The sequence below is a fragment of the Pseudoalteromonas sp. K222D genome (assembly GCF_017653575.1).
GTDB classification, from domain to species: Bacteria; Pseudomonadota; Gammaproteobacteria; order Enterobacterales; family Alteromonadaceae; genus Pseudoalteromonas; species Pseudoalteromonas nigrifaciens.
The window spans coordinates 145,779-159,053 of sequence record NZ_JAGGDL010000005.1; the positions used below are offsets into that span (position 1 = coordinate 145,779).

The window sequence follows — 13,275 nt, forward strand, 5'->3', positions numbered from 1 at the left end:
ACATAAAGTGAGTAAACGCTATTAGTTAACAGTAACGCTTTCGATAATTACATCTTCAAGTGGTACGTCTTGGTGAAAGCCGTTGCTACCTGTCGCTACGCCTTTAATTTTATTAACTATGTCCATGCCTTCAACAACTTCAGCAAATACACAGTAACCCCAGCCTTGCGACGTTTCGCTGCTGTGGTTTAAAAAATCGTTGTCGTTAACGTTAATGAAAAATTGCGCTGTAGCTGAATGAGGATCAGGCGTACGTGCCATTGCTAAAGTACCTACTTTATTTGATAGGCCATTGTTAGCTTCATTTTTAATTGGATCATTTACTTCTTTTTGATCCATACCAGGGATAAAACCACCGCCTTGAACCATAAAACCATCGATTACACGATGAAAGATAGTGCCGTTGAAAAAGCCAGCATTTGCATACTCTAAAAAGTTTTTAACTGTGTTTGGAGCTTCTTGATCAAACATTTTAATGGTGATGTCACCAAAATTAGTGTGTAGAACAACCATGAGGTTTCCTGTATCTGGTTTAAATAGTCGCGCTATTTTATCTCAGTTAGCTAAGATTAACAAAGTAGATGTTTGCTTTGTTATAAAGCGCTAGAGCAGGGGCTTTTCAAGTGGTAACATAGCTGTTCAAGTTAATAGTCAAGGACTCAAAGTAAATGGTTAATATATACAACACACTAACGCGACAAAAAGAGCAATTTAAACCAATGGTCGAAGGCAAAATCGACATGTATGTGTGTGGTATCACCATTTATGATTACTGTCATATTGGGCATGCGCGTACCTTTGTTGGCTTCGATGTGATTGTTCGCTACCTTCGCCATATTGGTTATGATTTAAAATATGTGCGTAATATTACCGATGTTGATGACAAAATAATTAAACGCGCTAACGAAAATGGCGAGTCAATAAACGACTTAACTGTGCGCATGACGAAAGCCATGCATGAAGATTTTGATAGTTTAAACATGTTACGCCCCGATGTTGAACCAACAGTAACTGCGCACATGGATGAAATTATTGAAATGGTTGAGCGCTTAATTACCAAAGGCCATGCTTATGTTGCTGCCGATGGTGATGTATTGTTTGATGTTTCTACCTTTGAGCAGTACGGCGCATTATCGCAGCAAGATTTAACCATGCTGCAATCAGGATCGCGTGTTGAGGTTGCTCAAGATAAAGACGATCCGCTTGATTTTGTATTGTGGAAAAAAGCCAAAGCGGGTGAGCCATCATGGTCATCTCCATGGGGCGAAGGGCGTCCAGGTTGGCATATTGAATGTTCTGCTATGAGCTCAAAGCATTTGGGTGAGCATTTTGATATTCATGGTGGGGGTTCTGACTTACAGTTTCCGCATCACGAAAACGAAATTGCACAATCGTGCTGTGCAAATAATGGCAAGTATGTAAATACTTGGATCCACACGGGTATGGTGCAAGTAAATAAAGAAAAAATGTCTAAATCGTTAGATAACTTTTTTACTGTGCGTGAAGTGTTAAAACAGTACGATGCAGAATCAGTACGTTACTTTTTAATCTCGGGCCATTACCGCAGCCAGCTAAATTATTCGCAAGAAAATTTAGATCAAGCTCGCTCATCACTTGAGCGTATTTATACAGCACTTCGTGGGGTTGAACCGGTAGCGTGTGAGCTTGATGACAACGAGTATGTTATTAAGTTTAGAAAGGCGATGGATGATGACTTTAATACACCAGAAGCATTACCTGTGTTGTTTGAGCTAGCTAAAGAGCTAAACCGCGTAAAAGATATTGATAGCCAGCAAGCAGGGCAGTTAGCATTTATACTAGGTAGCATAAGCGAAGTGCTAGGTGTTGCTCAGCAGGACCCAGAAGCCTTTTTACAAGGTGGGCAAGACGATGATGAAGTAGCACAAATTGAAGCGCTAATAGTTAAGCGTAACGATGCGCGTGCTAGTAAAAACTGGGCTGCTGCTGATGAAGCGCGCGATGCACTTAGTGCGTTAGGCGTAATACTAGAAGATTCAGCCGGTAAAACCACTTGGCGTAAAGCGTAATTGGTTTATTTCAAAAATAATAACTAACTTTATTATTTGCATTAAAAAGGGTTGCCACTTGGCAACCCTTTTTTGATTCTGTTAGCGTTTAGCTATGATATTTTTCACACGCTTCGAGGGTGTTTTCAATCAAGCTTGCCACTGTCATAGGGCCTACACCACCAGGTACAGGGGTAATAAAGTCAGCTTTTTGCTCAGCAACACTATATTCAACATCACCCACTAACTTACCGCTATCTAAGCGGTTAATACCTACATCAATAACAATCGCACCTTCTTTAACCCAGTCACCAGGAATAAATTCAGGTTTACCAACTGCAACCACTAATAAATCGGCCCGACGAACATGGGTTTCTAAGTCTTGTGTAAACTTATGACAAACAGTGGTAGTGCAACCAGCTAACAATAGCTCTAGTGCCATAGGACGCCCTACAATATTGGATGCACCTACAACCACAGCATGCAATCCTTTATAACGCACACCCGTTGAGTCAAGTAAGGTAATAATACCTTTTGGTGTACAAGGACGAAGGGCTGGCATACGTTGGGCTAGTCGGCCTATATTGTAAGGATGAAAACCATCTACATCTTTATGCGGGGTAATACGTTCAAGAATCTTTTCTACATCAAGACCTTCAGGTAAAGGGAGTTGTACTAAAATACCGTCTATTTCTTGATCGTTGTTTAATTCATCAATTAACTCTAATAGTGTTTGCTCAGTGGTATTTGCTGGTAAATCAAAAGATTTAGAGATAAAACCAACTTCTTCACAGGCTTTACGTTTTGAGCCAACATAAACCTGACTCGCAGGGTCGAGTCCTACAAGCACTACTGCAAGACCGGGCGCACGAAGGTTTTGTGCTACTCGCTCTGAAACGCGTTGTGCAACTGCGCTACGTACTTGTTTTGCTATTGCTTTACCATCAATGATGTTTGCCGTCATGGGTGACCTTTAATTAGGGTTAATTAACTTGATACAGATACTTAAAATGGATATACAAAAAATAGGGGTAATGTAATAAAGAAATACTTACTTTATTAAATCCATTTTTAATATGTTTACTATTTTCGCAGAAAAGCACTAAAGCGCCAAGTTGCTTTTAGCTAATAGCGTATTTGATTATACAAAATAGTCTAAATTTCAGCCGGCTATTAGGTTATTCTGGCTATTATGAACTAAAAGTGAGCAATTGAATTGTTTTCTTAAAAAAACGTTTGACCTAACCCAGCCAAATCACTATTATGCACCCCGTTGTCAACGAGGTCACTCGCTAACAATTATAAGCATCGGCGATTAGCGCAGTTTGGTAGCGCACTTGGTTTGGGTCCAAGGGGTCGCAGGTTCAAATCCTGCATCGCCGACCACTTTCTTAAGTAATTAAGCTAAGTGGATATTATTTGGGTATTAATGCAATAGTACATTTGCACAAAGCCATTGTACTTACGTAATTAGCTTATTGGTAAACTATGAAGTTTTCGATGCGCCCATAGCTCAGCTGGATAGAGCAACGCCCTTCTAAGGCGTGGGTCGAAGGTTCGAATCCTTCTGGGTGCACCATTTGAAAACAAGTAAATGCCGTGGTGATTGTAGCTCAGTTGGTAGAGCCCCGGATTGTGATTCCGGTTGTCGTGGGTTCGAGCCCCATCAGTCACCCCAATTTACAAAGAGTATCGGCGATTAGCGCAGTTTGGTAGCGCACTTGGTTTGGGTCCAAGGGGTCGCAGGTTCAAATCCTGCATCGCCGACCATTTTCTTATAAATGGTCTTAAATACAAAGTTTAAGTATTCAAAAGTTAAGTATAAAAAATATATCGGCGATTAGCGCAGTTTGGTAGCGCACTTGGTTTGGGTCCAAGGGGTCGCAGGTTCAAATCCTGCATCGCCGACCATTTTCTTTATTAACAATAATAAATGAAAATGGTTTTGATATTACACGCACTACTCACTTCAAAATCAGTATTATCGAGCACTTTGTTAAAGCAGAGATTGTTAATATTCGAAAATAAATAATAAAAACTCACTAATAAACTATTTTAGAACTTATAAACTATAACTTTATACTTTTGATTAGCTGCTAAATTAGCCTGTTTTTTATTCGCTTGATTACTAATAACACAATTGTGCTTCAAAAAATTGTTTCCTACACTCGACTATCATCAATATTACGTTATAATGCCGCGTCTATTATTTTAATATAGTGCCCGCAGGGCAGAGCAGCAATGGTATCTGGTGGTAGCGACGAATGTTTTTAAGCCACAAAGGTTTAAATTTTATCAAGACTCCTAAAGATGACTTTGTGTGTAAAGAAGGCGAACAGTCGCCAAAATTGAAGATTGAGGTAAATCATGCAAGTTTCTGTTGAGACGACCCAAGGCCTTGAGCGCCGTCTGACCATCACCGTTCCTGCAGAGAACGTTGAGAATGAAGTAAAAAAACGCTTACAACAACTGTCAAAAACGCAGCGTATTGATGGCTTCCGTGCTGGTAAAGTTCCAGCATCAGTAATTAACAAGCGTTTTGGACCAGCAGTTCGTCAAGAAGTTGCTGGCGAAGTAATGCAACGTAATTTCTATGAAGCAATTGTTTCAGAAAAAATTAACCCAGCTGGCGCACCAACATTTGCTCCAAAAGCACTTGAAGCTGGTAAAGATTTAGAGTTTTCGGCTACGTTTGAAGTTTACCCTGAAGTTGAAGTTCAAGGTTTAGACAAAATTACAGTTGAAAAACCAGCCGTAACAGTAACTGACGAAGATTTAGCTAACATGCTAGAAACACTTCGTAAGCAACACGCAGACTGGGCTGAAGTTGATACAGCTGCTGGCGAAAACGACCGTGTAACGGTTGATTTTGTAGGTACTATCGACGGTGAAGTATTTGAAGGCGGCAAAGCTGAAGACTTCCCATTAGAACTTGGCCAAGGTCGTATGATCCCAGGTTTTGAAGATAATATCGTAGGTAAAAAAGCAGGCGAAGAAGCAATTGCTGACGTAACTTTCCCTGATGATTACCATGCTGAAAACTTAAAAGGTAAAGCGGCTCAATTCACTATCACAGTGAAAAAAGTTGAAGCGCAAGAGTTACCTGAATTAAGCGAAGAATTTGCAACTAAATTCGGTGTTACCGAAGGTGGTGTTGACGCGCTTAAAGTTGAAGTTAAAAAGAACATGACACGTGAGCTAGACCAAGCGGTTAAAGCTAACGTTAAAGATCAAGCTATTAAAGGTCTTTTAGCGAACAACGAAATTGAAGTGCCTAAAGCACTAGTTGATCAAGAAGTTGACGCATTACGTCAGCAAGCTGCTCAACGTTTTGGTGGCGATGCGCAAAACATGCCTGAGCTTCCTGCTGAATTGTTCCATGAGCAAGCAGTAACACGTGTTAAAACTGGCCTTTTATTAGGTGAAGTGATTAAAGCTAACGAGATTAAAGTTGACGACGCTAAAGTTGAAGCATTAATCGCAACGGTAGCTTCTGCATACGAAGATCCAACTGAAGTAGTAGAATACTACAAAGCGAATGATCAACTTATGCAGCAAATGCGTAATGTAGCAATGGAAGAGCAAGCTGTTGAGGCTATCTTAGCTAAAGCAACTGTGACTGACGTTGAAACAGCATTTGACGACATCATGAATCCACAGCAAGGTGCTTAATAAGTCATTGACTTAAGTGCTCGCTAACGATTAAATGGCTCGTGTTACTCTGTTTATGCAGTGTGCTCGGGCCATTTTAGTTTGTGGTTCTTAATTTGCGAAAAATGATAACTATGCTTTTCTTTAATAAGGACAAGTATAAGCGCATAAGGAATTAAATAAGTATGAATATTGGTATTACAGATCCCCTAAACGCATTGGTCCCTATGGTTGTTGAACAAACACCTAAAGGCGAGCGCTCGTATGACATTTATTCGAGATTATTAAAAGAGCGTATTATCTTTTTAACGGGTCCTGTTGAAGACAACATGGCAAACCTGATTTTAGCGCAAATGTTGTTCTTAGAATCAGAAAACCCAGATAAAGATATCTTTTTATATATAAACTCACCAGGTGGTTCGGTTACTGCGGGTATGGCAATTTACGACACAATGAACTTCATTAAACCAGATGTAAGTACAATTTGTGTAGGTCAAGCTGCTAGCATGGGTGCTTTTTTACTTACCGCTGGGGCAAAGGGCAAACGTTTTTGCCTACCGAACTCACGCGTAATGATCCACCAACCATTAGGTGGTTTCCAAGGTCAAGCATCTGACTTTGAAATACATGCCAAAGAAATCCTGTCTATTAAAGACAAGCTAAACCGCTTAATGGCTGAGCATACAGGCCAACCATTAGACGTGATTTCTAAAGACACTGATCGTGATAACTTTATGAGTGCTGATCAAGCTGTAGATTACGGCATTGTAGACTCAGTATTTAAAAATCGCGCTAGCAAGTAAGCGTTTGGCAAACAGCTAGGCTGTTTGCCACTTTGAGTTACTATGCGAAAAAATTAAATTTTGGTATAGTTAAAACGTATTGAAATAGCCATCGACCAATTTGGTGGCCAACGTATAAAATGAGGTAGCTGAATGTCTGACACTCCTACAGACGGCGACAAAAGTAGTAAATTGTTATACTGTTCTTTTTGCGGCAAAAGCCAACATGAAGTACGCAAATTAATTGCAGGCCCTTCAGTATATGTTTGTGATGAATGTGTAGAGTTGTGTAACGATATTATCAGAGAAGAAATAAAAGACATTGCGCCTAAGCACGATGCCTCTGACAAACTACCTGTACCAAAAGAAATTCGTAAACACTTAGACGACTATGTTATTGGCCAAGACCATGCTAAAAAAGTATTGTCTGTAGCGGTATACAACCATTACAAACGCCTACGTAATCAGTCGACTAAGCAAGATATTGAACTAAGTAAAAGTAATATCTTATTAATTGGTCCTACAGGTAGTGGTAAAACATTACTAGCAGAAACGTTAGCACGCTTATTAGATGTGCCGTTTACTATGGCCGATGCAACCACATTAACCGAAGCGGGTTATGTGGGTGAAGATGTTGAAAACATCATTCAAAAGCTGTTACAAAAATGCGATTACGATGTTGAAAAAGCGCAACGTGGCATTGTTTACATAGATGAAATTGATAAAATTTCTCGTAAATCAGATAACCCGTCAATTACGCGTGATGTATCAGGCGAAGGCGTGCAACAAGCACTACTTAAACTGATAGAAGGCACCATAGCTTCGGTTCCACCACAAGGTGGCCGTAAGCACCCACAGCAAGAGTTTTTACAAGTAGATACGTCTAAAATCTTGTTTATTTGTGGTGGCGCATTCTCAGGTCTTGATAAAGTGATTGAGCAACGTAGCCATAAAAATACCGGTATTGGTTTTGGTGTTGATGTTAAAGAGTCTGCAGCGAGCCGCTCTTTAAGTGATACATTTAAAGACGTAGAGCCAGAGGATTTAGTTAAGTACGGCTTGATCCCTGAGTTTATCGGCCGTTTACCGGTAGTTGCTACATTAACTGAACTTGATGAAGCTGCACTAATACAAATTTTAAGTGAGCCTAAAAACGCCATTACTAAACAGTTCTCAGTATTGTTTGGTATGGAAGATGTTGAGCTTGAGTTTCGCGATGATGCCTTAGCTGCAATTGCCCACAAAGCAATGGAGCGTAAAACAGGTGCACGTGGTCTTCGTTCAATCGTTGAAGGTGTATTACTTGATACTATGTATGAGCTACCTTCTATGGATAATGTAAGCAAAGTGGTTATAGATGAAACCGTAATTAAAGGTGAATCAGACCCAATTTTGATTTATGAAAATAATAATCAAGATAAAGCAGCATCTGAGTAGTTTTTAAGCTATTTGATTTAAAAAGGAGCCTTAGGCTCCTTTTTTTATAATTAATTTAATTGAGTACGGGAAAATCGTTGAACTTTAATTAGGTTATCCCCATATACTTGAGTAATCTTTAAAATAAATGAAGTGCAAAGAGAAATATAATGACGCTTGAGAGAACCGATCGAGTCGAAATCCCAGTATTAGCACTGCGCGATGTAGTGGTATATCCGCACATGGTGATCCCGCTTTTTGTAGGCCGTGAAAAATCAATAAAATGCCTTGAAGCGGCAATGGATAAAGACAAACAAATTTTCTTGGTTGCCCAAAAAGATGCAACCGTAGATGAGCCTGAGCAAGATGATATTTATCGTGTTGGTACTATTGCCACTGTACTTCAGTTATTAAAGTTACCAGACGGTACAGTAAAAGTTTTAGTAGAAGGTACGCAGCGCGCAAAAATTGAAGAATTTATTGATAGCGAAGAATTTTTTGTAGCTAATGCGCAGTTTATTGAATCAGAATCAATAGATGAGCATGAGCAAGATGTGTTTATTCGCAGCGCAATTAGCCAATTTGAAGGCTATGTAAAACTCAATAAAAAAATCCCACCAGAAGTACTTACTTCGGTTTCGGGGATTGACGATCCGGCGCGCCTTGCCGATACCATGGCAGCTCATATGCCATTAAAAGTGCCTGAAAAACAAAAAGTATTAGAAACCTCAAGTGTTACCGAACGCTTAGAATACTTAATGGCGCTAATGGAAGGCGAAATAGATTTACTGCAAGTTGAGAAAAAAATACGTAGCCGCGTTAAAAAGCAGATGGAAAAATCACAGCGCGAGTATTACCTCAATGAGCAAATGAAAGCTATTCAAAAAGAGCTCGGTGAACTTGATGATGTGCCAGACGAGTTTGAAGCGCTGAAAAAGCGTATTGAAGAGTCGGGCATGCCAACCGAAGCAAAAGAAAAAGCGACGGCTGAGTTAAGTAAGCTAAAAATGATGTCGCCAATGTCGGCAGAAGCCAGTGTAGTGCGCTCATACATAGATACACTAATTAGTGTACCGTGGAAAAAACGCTCAAAAGTTAAAAAAGATTTAGCTGGCGCGCAAAAAATACTTGATAGCGACCATTACGGCTTAGAAAAAGTTAAAGAACGTATTTTAGAGTACCTAGCGGTGCAACAACGTACTAACAAGCTTAAAGGGCCTATTTTGTGTCTAGTAGGGCCGCCTGGTGTGGGTAAAACCTCTTTAGGTCAATCTATTGCACGCTCTACCGGCCGTAAGTATATTCGTATGGCGCTTGGCGGTGTACGTGATGAAGCTGAAATTCGTGGCCATCGTCGTACTTACATTGGCTCAATGCCAGGTAAAATGATTCAGAATATGACAAAAGTGGGCGTTAAAAACCCATTGTTTTTACTTGATGAAATCGACAAAATGTCATCAGACATGCGTGGTGATCCCGCATCTGCATTACTTGAGGTGTTAGATCCTGAGCAAAATAGTCATTTTGCCGATCACTACCTAGAAGTTGACTACGATTTGTCGGATGTGATGTTTGTTGCTACATCAAACAGCTTTAACATTCCAGGGCCGTTACTAGATCGAATGGAAGTTATTCGTTTGTCGGGTTACACCGAAGATGAAAAACTAAATATTGCTAAACAGCACTTAATTACCAAGCAAGTTAAGCGTAATGGCTTAAAAGAGCATGAAATTGAGATAGCCGATAGTGCCATTACCGGTATTATTCGTTATTACACGCGTGAAGCGGGTGTACGTAATTTAGAGCGCGAAATATCTAAACTATGTCGTAAAGCGGTTAAAAATATTTTAATCGAAAAAGACACCACAACAGTCACTATCGATGAGCACAACCTAGAGGACTTTTTAGGGGTGCAACGCTTTGATTACGGTAAAGCAGAAGACGGCGACCGTATTGGCCAAGTTACAGGCCTTGCATGGACTGAAGTGGGCGGCGACTTGCTAACTATTGAATGCGCCGCAGTACCAGGTAAAGGTAAGCTTAGCTATACCGGCTCATTAGGTGATGTAATGCAAGAGTCGATACAAGCAGCCATGACAGTAGTACGAAACCGAGCGGAAGAGTTTCGTATTAACAGTGATTTTTATGAAAAGCGCGATATTCATGTACACGTACCTGAAGGCGCAACGCCTAAAGATGGTCCAAGTGCAGGTGCTGCTATGGTAACTGGTTTAGTGTCGAGCTTAACGGGTAATCCGGTACGTGCCGATGTTGCCATGACAGGCGAAATTACATTGCGTGGTGAAGTACTACCAATTGGTGGCTTAAAAGAGAAATTATTAGCAGCGCATCGCGGCGGTATTAAAACGGTTATTATTCCAAAAATTAACGAACGTGACCTAAAAGAGATCCCAGACAACGTATTGGCTGGCCTCGATATTCACCCAGTTACATGGATTGATGAAGTATTAAAACTTGCTTTAGTGCACCCAGTTGATAGTTTTTCAGTCGAAACGCCGAAAAACCGATAAAAAACGCTAAAAAAGTGCTTTTAGGGGCTTTTCAAATCTAAACGGTATGATAAGTTAAGCACTGGTTTTCAAGCCTAGCCCTTATGGTTACTAGGCTTAAGAAAAATATAATCGTATGAGCATAATAGTTTGCTCTAAATTTTCAAAACAGTGATGTTAGTAAAAAACAATCGCTCTTGATAACAACAATTAAAGAGGATGATATTGTGAATAAATCTCAATTAATCGATCAAATCGCAGCTGATGCTGACATTTCTAAAGCGGCTGCAGGTCGTGCACTAGATTCATTTATCGAATCAGTTACTGGCGCACTTAAAGAAGGCGACTCAGTTGCACTTGTTGGTTTTGGTACTTTTTCAGTTCGTGACCGTGCTGCACGTTCAGGCCGTAACCCACAAACTGGCGAAACAATTCAAATTGCTGCTGCAACTATCCCTGCATTTAAAGCAGGTAAAGCACTAAAAGACGCAGTAAACTAATCACTGTTTTAAACACATTAGTTGTGGCGAGTGTAAAAATACTTAATGACCACAGAAGATGAATTAAGTAACTTTACCGCCAGTTACTTCAAGTGAAAAAGCGTATCTGGTAAGATACGCTTTTTTTACATATGACAAGGTAAAAACCTTGCTCAGAAAAGAGATAAACAAATGCTTGAGAAAATCAGAGAAGGTTCGCAAGGACCTATAGCCAAAGTAATTTTAGGCGCCGTGATTTTATCTTTTGCTTTAGCAGGAATTGGTAGTTACCTAGGTCAAACCACAGAACAACCTGTTGCTGAAGTAAATGGTATTAAAATTAGTCAAACCGAATTTAATCGTGCGTTTCAAAATGAACGAGGCCGATTAGAGCAACAGTTTGGTGAATACTTTACCCAAATTGCAGCCGATCCAAATTACATGGCGCAAATACGCCAAGGTGTAATTGACCGTTTAGTACAACAAGAACTGCAAACTCAACTAGCGGCAGAGTTAGGCCTTCGTGTAAGCGATGAAAGTGTAAGACAAACCATTTTAGAATTACCTTATTTTAAAATTGGTGAAAGCTTTAACAACGACCGTTACTTGCAAGTTATTCGTCAAATGAACTTTCAACCAGACTCATTTCGCGAGTATTTACGTAAAGACATGACACGCAGCCAGCTTGTATCTGCTGTTGCGGGAAGTGATTTTGCGCTAAAAAATGAACTTGAGAGTGCCATTGCTCTACAACAACAAACGCGCAGCATTGACTACCTAGTAGTTAATAAAGAAGCAATGCAAGACAGTGTTGTAGTGAGTGAGCAAGAAATAGCAGATTACTATGAATTAAATAGCGGCCAGTTTTTATCTCCAGAGCGTTTATCGGTTAATTACATAGAGCTAAAAGCGCAAGACATTACAGTTGCTTCAGTAACTGAAGATGACGTAAAAGCCTATTACGAACAAAGTAAAGCGCAATACGTTGAGCCTGAAAAGCGTCGTGTTTCGCATATTTTAATTGATAACAGTGAAGACGATGATGCAGCTAAAGCAAAAGCAGAGTCTTTATTAGCGCAATTAAATCAAGGTGCTGATTTTGCCGAGCTAGCAGAATCATCGTCTGATGATATTGTAAGTGGCGAAATGGGTGGCGATTTAGAGTGGATAGAACGTGATGTAATGGATCCTGTTTTTGAAGACGCAGCATTTGCGCTCGAAAATAAAGGTGACTACTCAGACGTTATAGCATCAGAATTTGGTTACCACATTATTAAACTAACCGACCTACAGGCGCAGCAAGTAAAAGCCTACGATGATGTAAAAGCAGATTTACGTGCAGAACTAGAAAAAGCTGAAAAAGTAGATGCATTTTACGAAAAGCAAACAGAAATGGCCGCGCTTGCGTTTGAAATTTCAGACCGCTTAGTTGATGCAGCAGAAGCCGCGGGTGTAGAGATTAAGTCTACTCCACTTGTAGCGCTAAATGAGCTACCAGAGCCGTTAAACAGCCCTGCAGTTATTACAGCATTAACATCAGTTGATTTACTTGAAGATAAAGTAAACTCAGAGCTGATTGAGTTAGGTAATGAGCATGTTATTGTGGTGCGTGTTAATGAACATGAGCCAGCTGCCACTAAAGCACTAAGCGATGTAAGCGAGCAAATTAAAGCCAGCTTAGTTAACGAGAAAACATCAGCGCTTGCTAAAGAAAAAGCCCGTACACTCTTTGCAGAAGTACAAGCAGGCAAGAGCTTAAATGACGTTGCCGCTGAGCAAAACCTAACAGTTCGCCAAGAAGCGCAGTTAACGCGTCAGAGCTATACTGTTTCGCCAGCTATTGTGACGCAAACATTTAAAATGGCTCACCCAACTGATTCAGCAATCGTTGAGCTAGTTAATTTAAATAATGGTGATGCTGCGATTGTTGCGCTTAAATCGGTAACGAACGCTGAAGTTGCAGATAATATTGACCCACAAATTCAGCAAAACATTACCATGGCACAAGCAAACAAAAACTACATGGTGTTTATTGAGTCATTAAAAGCTCAAGCGAAAATTAACTTACCAAATGTAGCGCAAGCCGCAGAGTAAAATTCGTAATAAAATAATTAAAAGGCGCTTTTTAAAGCGCCTTTTTTGTTTGTAAAAAAGCAGCTATTAGGAAAAGTAGTTATTACTAAAAGAAGGTGCCAGATATCAGTAAGTGATTAACCGAATTTGGTATTTAGGTTTACAGTTGAAATATTTTTAATGCAGACACCCACCCTAATATTTGTAATATCAGTGTAATTAACTATGCTCTGATTAGTTCAATAATCAAGCAGGGTGCAACATGGCTATCGCAAGAAAACGTCAGGTTAGTTTGGTCGATACAAAATACTATCACTGTATTTCGCGCTGTGTACGC

General features: G+C 40.0%; 8 protein-coding genes, 5 tRNA genes and 2 pseudogenes. 13 read left to right on the forward strand and 2 right to left on the reverse strand.

Annotation, left to right across the window (positions count from 1 at the left end; translation table 11 throughout):
- Nucleotides 1-21 precede the first annotated feature (21 nt).
- Nucleotides 22-513, reverse strand: a complete 492-nt coding sequence (locus tag J5X91_RS04835; protein ID WP_011328724.1) for a peptidylprolyl isomerase — start codon at nt 511-513, stop codon at nt 22-24.
- Nucleotides 514-668: 155 nt separating this feature from the next.
- Here J5X91_RS04835 and cysS point away from each other — a divergent pair, with 155 nt between their 5' ends.
- Complete coding sequence (gene cysS / locus J5X91_RS04840; protein ID WP_086993300.1) at nt 669-2,048, forward strand: cysteine--tRNA ligase; 1,380 nt, start codon at nt 669-671, stop codon at nt 2,046-2,048.
- Nucleotides 2,049-2,136: 88 nt separating this feature from the next.
- On the opposite strand, the gene folD is transcribed toward cysS, so the two are convergent.
- On the reverse strand, nt 2,137-2,991 hold the full coding sequence (folD, locus tag J5X91_RS04845) for a bifunctional methylenetetrahydrofolate dehydrogenase/methenyltetrahydrofolate cyclohydrolase FolD (RefSeq protein ID WP_011328722.1): 855 nt from the start codon (nt 2,989-2,991) through the stop codon (nt 2,137-2,139).
- Between the two features lie 345 nt (nt 2,992-3,336).
- Between folD and J5X91_RS04850 the strand changes: the two genes are divergently transcribed.
- From J5X91_RS04850 to J5X91_RS04905, 12 genes and pseudogenes are all read left to right on the forward strand, one after another.
- Nucleotides 3,337-3,413, forward strand: a tRNA-Pro gene (locus J5X91_RS04850).
- 116 nt (nt 3,414-3,529) lie between these two features.
- A tRNA-Arg gene (locus J5X91_RS04855) sits at nt 3,530-3,606 on the forward strand.
- A gap of 23 nt (nt 3,607-3,629) precedes the next feature.
- Nucleotides 3,630-3,705: transfer RNA gene (locus J5X91_RS04860), tRNA-His, on the forward strand.
- Nucleotides 3,706-3,720: 15 nt separating this feature from the next.
- Nucleotides 3,721-3,797, forward strand: a tRNA-Pro gene (locus J5X91_RS04865).
- A gap of 64 nt (nt 3,798-3,861) precedes the next feature.
- A tRNA-Pro gene (locus tag J5X91_RS04870) sits at nt 3,862-3,938 on the forward strand.
- 456 nt (nt 3,939-4,394) lie between these two features.
- Complete coding sequence (tig, locus tag J5X91_RS04875) at nt 4,395-5,699, forward strand: trigger factor (RefSeq protein WP_011328721.1); 1,305 nt, start codon at nt 4,395-4,397, stop codon at nt 5,697-5,699.
- Nucleotides 5,700-5,863: 164 nt separating this feature from the next.
- Nucleotides 5,864-6,481, forward strand: coding sequence for an ATP-dependent Clp endopeptidase proteolytic subunit ClpP (gene clpP / locus J5X91_RS04880; protein ID WP_011328720.1), 618 nt, complete (start codon nt 5,864-5,866; stop codon nt 6,479-6,481).
- 132 nt (nt 6,482-6,613) lie between these two features.
- On the forward strand, nt 6,614-7,897 hold the full coding sequence (gene clpX, locus J5X91_RS04885; protein ID WP_011328719.1) for an ATP-dependent protease ATP-binding subunit ClpX: 1,284 nt from the start codon (nt 6,614-6,616) through the stop codon (nt 7,895-7,897).
- Between the two features lie 149 nt (nt 7,898-8,046).
- Complete coding sequence (gene lon, locus J5X91_RS04890) at nt 8,047-10,407, forward strand: endopeptidase La (protein ID WP_011328718.1); 2,361 nt, start codon at nt 8,047-8,049, stop codon at nt 10,405-10,407.
- Between the two features lie 170 nt (nt 10,408-10,577).
- Nucleotides 10,578-10,886: pseudogene (locus J5X91_RS04895) on the forward strand (HU family DNA-binding protein); the annotation flags it as partial.
- A 171-nt stretch (nt 10,887-11,057) separates the two neighbouring features.
- Nucleotides 11,058-12,959 (forward strand): SurA N-terminal domain-containing protein, encoded by a 1,902-nt coding sequence (locus J5X91_RS04900; protein WP_089368565.1) that lies wholly within the window; start codon nt 11,058-11,060, stop codon nt 12,957-12,959.
- 241 nt (nt 12,960-13,200) lie between these two features.
- Nucleotides 13,201-13,275, forward strand: a pseudogene (locus J5X91_RS04905) (Mobile element protein); the annotation flags it as partial.